This window comes from Chitinimonas sp. BJB300, from assembly GCF_002735695.1.
In the GTDB taxonomy this organism is placed as follows: Bacteria; Pseudomonadota; Gammaproteobacteria; order Burkholderiales; family Chitinimonadaceae; genus Chitinimonas.
Genome location: NZ_PDZH01000213.1, coordinates 1 through 4,207 on the forward strand (window position 1 = coordinate 1; position 4,207 = coordinate 4,207).

Genomic DNA, 4,207 nt, shown 5'->3' on the forward strand with positions numbered 1-4,207 from the left:
GCGGTTTACGATCCACGCTTCCTTCCCACGCTCGGTCGCCCTCACGCAGTTGCGCTTCACTTCGTTCGCTGTGATCAACTTACGGCGGGACTTCCACCCGCAGGAGTGCGCCCATGCTGGGCGCACGTAAGCAAAAACTGCCCGGCTAGATGCCGGGCAGTTTTCATCCTGCGGTCTGCAAACATCAGCGCCAAACACTTAAGAAATATTAAGGTTCTTGATGATTGGCGCCGGCTTCGCTCCTTTTACCTTCCGTGCGCGGCGGTGAATCGGGCACCATCACCAATCTGGCGGGCATTAGCTTACAACGGCCTGTAATGGTGTCCCCTCTGTGAGAGACAAAACTGACCTTATCGCCGTCCTGTTTACCTTCACAAGCGGTAAAGGCTTCTGGCGGCATCGGCGGCATTCTCCTTGCGTGTTCATGTTCGTCATGCAGTGTTGCTGTGGGAGGTGGCGGAGGTGCTGGTGGTTGTGGAGGGGTAGGGCTTGCTGCCCATACAGGCATACCGGCAGCAACCATTAGATAGGTCGCATAAAAAATGGCGGGATAACGCATGACAGGCTCCTCTTCTGTGCACGTAGCCGACAGTCAGCCACGGTGACGATCTTCAACGAATACCCTTGGAGCAATGCAATATAGGAGAACATATCTCTACTATTTGGGCATTTACACCTTAAATCGGTGGTGCGGTAGCAAAAGCAAAAGCACCAAAAACCAAACCGACTCCCCAAACTGTGCAGCTTTCCTACCCACTGTTGGCGGTCATTCCACTACATGTAGTTGTCGGCAATAGAACTACCAATAACAATGCCGCCAAACTGCAAAAAGGCGTGGCATATGGAATTCCCCTTCAAGGCTGTCTTGTTCGATATGGATGGCACCATTACCGACACCACCCGGCTGCATGATGCTGCATGGGACGAGTTCGCTCGTGCCCATACCGGTCAAGGCGTAAACCCTGGCGACCCGCGTCTGGTGCCCGGCCGAACCATTGATGTCGTACGCGCTATTCTTGGCAGGCCCGTGCAAGGAGCTGAGGCTAAAAAACTACACGATGACAAAGAACAACGTTTCCACACCCTGGCACGCGGCAAATTGACTACCTTGCCCGGCTTCGCCCGTTACCGCCGTTGGCTACGGATGCGACACATTCCAGTGGCGTTGGTCACCAATGCTCCCCGCATCAATATCGACTTCACGTTGTATGAACTGCAGCTGGAATACGACTTTGATTTGATCCTGGGCGCCGAAGACACGGAACGTGGCAAACCACATCCAGATCCCTTCCTGGAGGCCTGTAAACGGCTGAAAGTCGCCCCACAAGACACACTGGTACATGAGGATTCAGCACTTGGCATAGCCGCTGGTGTTGCTGCGGGCTGTAAGGTAGCAGCTATCCTCACCGGCATCAGTCCTGCGGCTGCCCGCTCGGCTGGCGCAAAGTGGTCTACCGATAACTTCGAACAATGGCTGGCGCAAATCAACTAATGCCAACCCAATGCCATGGGTACAATCCACATCAGGCTGCTGCCCGCACTACCAAGCTACGGTACTTGGCCTCTTCGTCCTCGAATACTTCTTCGCCCCCGGTTGCAAACGCCAAGCTCAACGCTACCGTAGCGGCATCCAGCCGACCAAGCTCGAACTCAGACTGCCCTAAGCGCAGCTGAACAAAGGGGTTGGTTGCGCCTTCCGGGCAATTCACCGCCGTCGCCAACGCTTGCTGGGCGCACTCCATGTTTCCCATCAAGAAGCATGCATCGCCAATTGCCGCCAATACCCAGGTACTGGCTTCCCATCGTTCCAAATCTGAAGGCAGCAGTGCACGTGCTTCTTCGTACTTAATCAATGCAGCTTCAAAATTACCCTTATCAAATAGCTTGTCACCCTCATCTAATAGGGCTTGAATGGGTTCGTGCAAGATGGCGGGCAGGGCAGTCATAAGCTTTCTCAAAAGAAGCGGCCGACGAAAATACCGGCAAGCCCCGCATTCTCACCTAAACCGTTGTTGGGCGAAACTCAACTACCCATACCAACAATACAAAAGTTGTATGCCTAGTTCACTTTACCGAGAGAGCGTTCCACTACGGGCGTGAGCAGCTGTGCCACCACATAGGTGGAGCCCGTTGGAGACAAATGGCCATAGTCGACCGCCATAAGCTCGCCATTATTGGGCAACCGAGCCAAACAACCCTCAATCCGACATAAGCCATCTACTGCCGACACATATTCCAGCTGATCGCTATTCTCATATCGTTTCTTGAGTAGGCGGTCTGTCGAGAACACCACCGGATCAAGCCCGTACTTTGCGTAAGATGCAGGCGCATCCCAATAGTGATTGGCTATCACCACTGGCAAAGAGGGTCGCCAACGCGGTACTGGGCCAAACAATATAACCCTCTGCACACCCAGTCCATGGAGACGATTGGCGATCGACAACCAGTCGGTATGCTCGTGATCAATTTCCTGAGCCAATACAACAACAGCAGGTCGTAATCGCTTGATTTCCGCAAGCGCAAAACGATTGGATTCGTCACAGTTGTTGTCTACTTCCATCTTTCGTCGCTGCCCGCCTAAGCTCGGGCGGCAACCCGAAGTAGCAACCTGGGCAAACGCTCCTTTCACTGACGGTATTTGCCGTAGACCCAATGACAGAGCCTGGGCGTGTGAATCGCCCCAAAGCAGTAAGCCACCCACAGCGCTCGCAGGTGTGCAGCTCGCCGCTATCCTCTCACGGCGCGCTCGGCCATCATAAAAATCACATTCCATGCGGTATGCGTTTATCAAACCACGCTGGTGCAAATCGACATAATGTTGCACAAACAGCGCCTTTTCATCGCTATTCTTTGACCGAATAGAACCGGGTACGCCATCACTGACATAAATAACACGCCCCACGGCCGCTACGCCCAACATGAGCATTACCAACGACAGCCCCGGCCATTTCACCTTGAATTGAAATAACTGCCGACTTGGTGCTTCAACCAGCCGGTAAGAGCACTCGCCCAAAATCAGGGTAAGAAGCAGTCCACAGCCATTCCAAACCAATTCACCCTGCTTACCAACGTAATGCAGCAAAACCACGATGGGCCAATGCCACAAGTAAACCGAATAAGATATTTTTCCCAACCGTTGAGCAAGCAATTTACCTGTAAAACAGCGTGCAAAACTTTCCAGATTCCAGGGGTAAACAGCGTTCAATAGTTTCCACCCCTGGGTGTGCAACCATCCGGTGTTTCTGCCGGAGAATCTGGGGTGATAAACATGAATCTCATTGCCGAAATCCGGCGTCGTCATCTGGTCAGCAAGGAAAGCATCAGCTCCATTGCGCGTGACCTAAAACTCTCTCGTCCCACCGTCCGAAAGCACCTTCAGACTGAAGTCGAACCGATCTATCAGCGCCAGAATCAGCCAACACCGAAGCTAGGACAGTTCCAAGTCATGCTGGAGTCCTGGCTAGCGGTAGAGGCTCAACTACCCAAAGCCCAGCGACGTACCGCTCGCCGCTTGTTTCAAGGATTGCAGGTTGAGGGTTATCGAGGTGCCTATGACAGCGTGCAACGATTTGTAAAGGGCTGGAAAGCAGATAAGGTTGGGCCAACCAGCAAACAGGCTTTTGTGCCTCTGATCTTTGCACCCGGTGAGGTCTGCCAATTCGACTGGAGTCATGAGCAGGTTGAGCTTGGTGGTGTGATACAAACCGTCAAGGTCGCCCATTTCCGCCTGACCTATAGCCGACAGATGTTCATCGCAGCCTACCCACGCGAAACTCAGGAAATGGTGATCGATGCGCATAATCGCGCCTTTGCCTTCTTTGGGGGTGTGCCTCAGCGTATAGTTTACGACAACCTCAAGGCAGTGGTTGAAACCATTTTTACCGGCAAGGAGCGCCAATTCAATCGCCGCTTCATGGCGCTGGCCAATCACTATCTGTTTGAGCCGGTAGCCTGTACTCCTGCATCGGGTTGGGGCGAGGCAAGATTTCGCAAAGCATGCTTTGCGCTGCCGCAGCCGGCCCGATCTGCAGACCGGGCCGTGGGGCGCGGAGCGAAGGGCAGGTCGAAAATCAGGTGGGCAATGTGCGGGAATGGTTGTTCACGCCCTTGGCGCGGTTCGCTAGTTTCGATACGTTGAACGCGTGGCTGGAGACCCGTTGCCGAGAGTTGGCGCAGCGCAAACATCCCACTATGCCGGCCTGTACCA

Annotated in this window: 5 protein-coding genes; 2 read left to right on the plus strand and 3 right to left on the minus strand. The window is 53.8% G+C overall.

Annotated elements, in window-relative coordinates; genetic code table 11:
- Window positions 1–208 precede the first annotated feature (208 nt).
- Window positions 209–559 (minus strand): hypothetical protein, encoded by a 351-nt coding sequence (locus tag CSQ89_RS23010; RefSeq protein WP_139022974.1) that lies wholly within the window; start codon window positions 557–559, stop codon window positions 209–211.
- A 282-nt stretch (window positions 560–841) separates the two neighbouring features.
- On the opposite strand from CSQ89_RS23010, the gene CSQ89_RS20170 reads away from it, so the two are divergent.
- The gene (locus CSQ89_RS20170) at window positions 842–1,492 is read left to right on the plus strand and encodes an HAD family hydrolase (RefSeq protein WP_158229069.1); all 651 of its coding nucleotides are present in this window, start codon (window positions 842–844) and stop codon (window positions 1,490–1,492) included.
- A 31-nt stretch (window positions 1,493–1,523) separates the two neighbouring features.
- Here the strand turns inward: CSQ89_RS20170 and CSQ89_RS20175 are convergent, their stop codons facing one another.
- Complete coding sequence (locus CSQ89_RS20175) at window positions 1,524–1,946, minus strand: hypothetical protein (protein ID WP_099407804.1); 423 nt, start codon at window positions 1,944–1,946, stop codon at window positions 1,524–1,526.
- Between the two features lie 113 nt (window positions 1,947–2,059).
- On the minus strand, window positions 2,060–3,088 hold the full coding sequence (locus CSQ89_RS20180; protein WP_139022975.1) for an SGNH hydrolase domain-containing protein: 1,029 nt from the start codon (window positions 3,086–3,088) through the stop codon (window positions 2,060–2,062).
- A gap of 180 nt (window positions 3,089–3,268) precedes the next feature.
- Between CSQ89_RS20180 and istA the strand changes: the two genes are divergently transcribed.
- Complete coding sequence (istA, locus tag CSQ89_RS20185; RefSeq protein ID WP_199065747.1) at window positions 3,269–4,138, plus strand: IS21 family transposase; 870 nt, start codon at window positions 3,269–3,271, stop codon at window positions 4,136–4,138.
- Window positions 4,139–4,207: the final 69 nt, after the last annotated feature.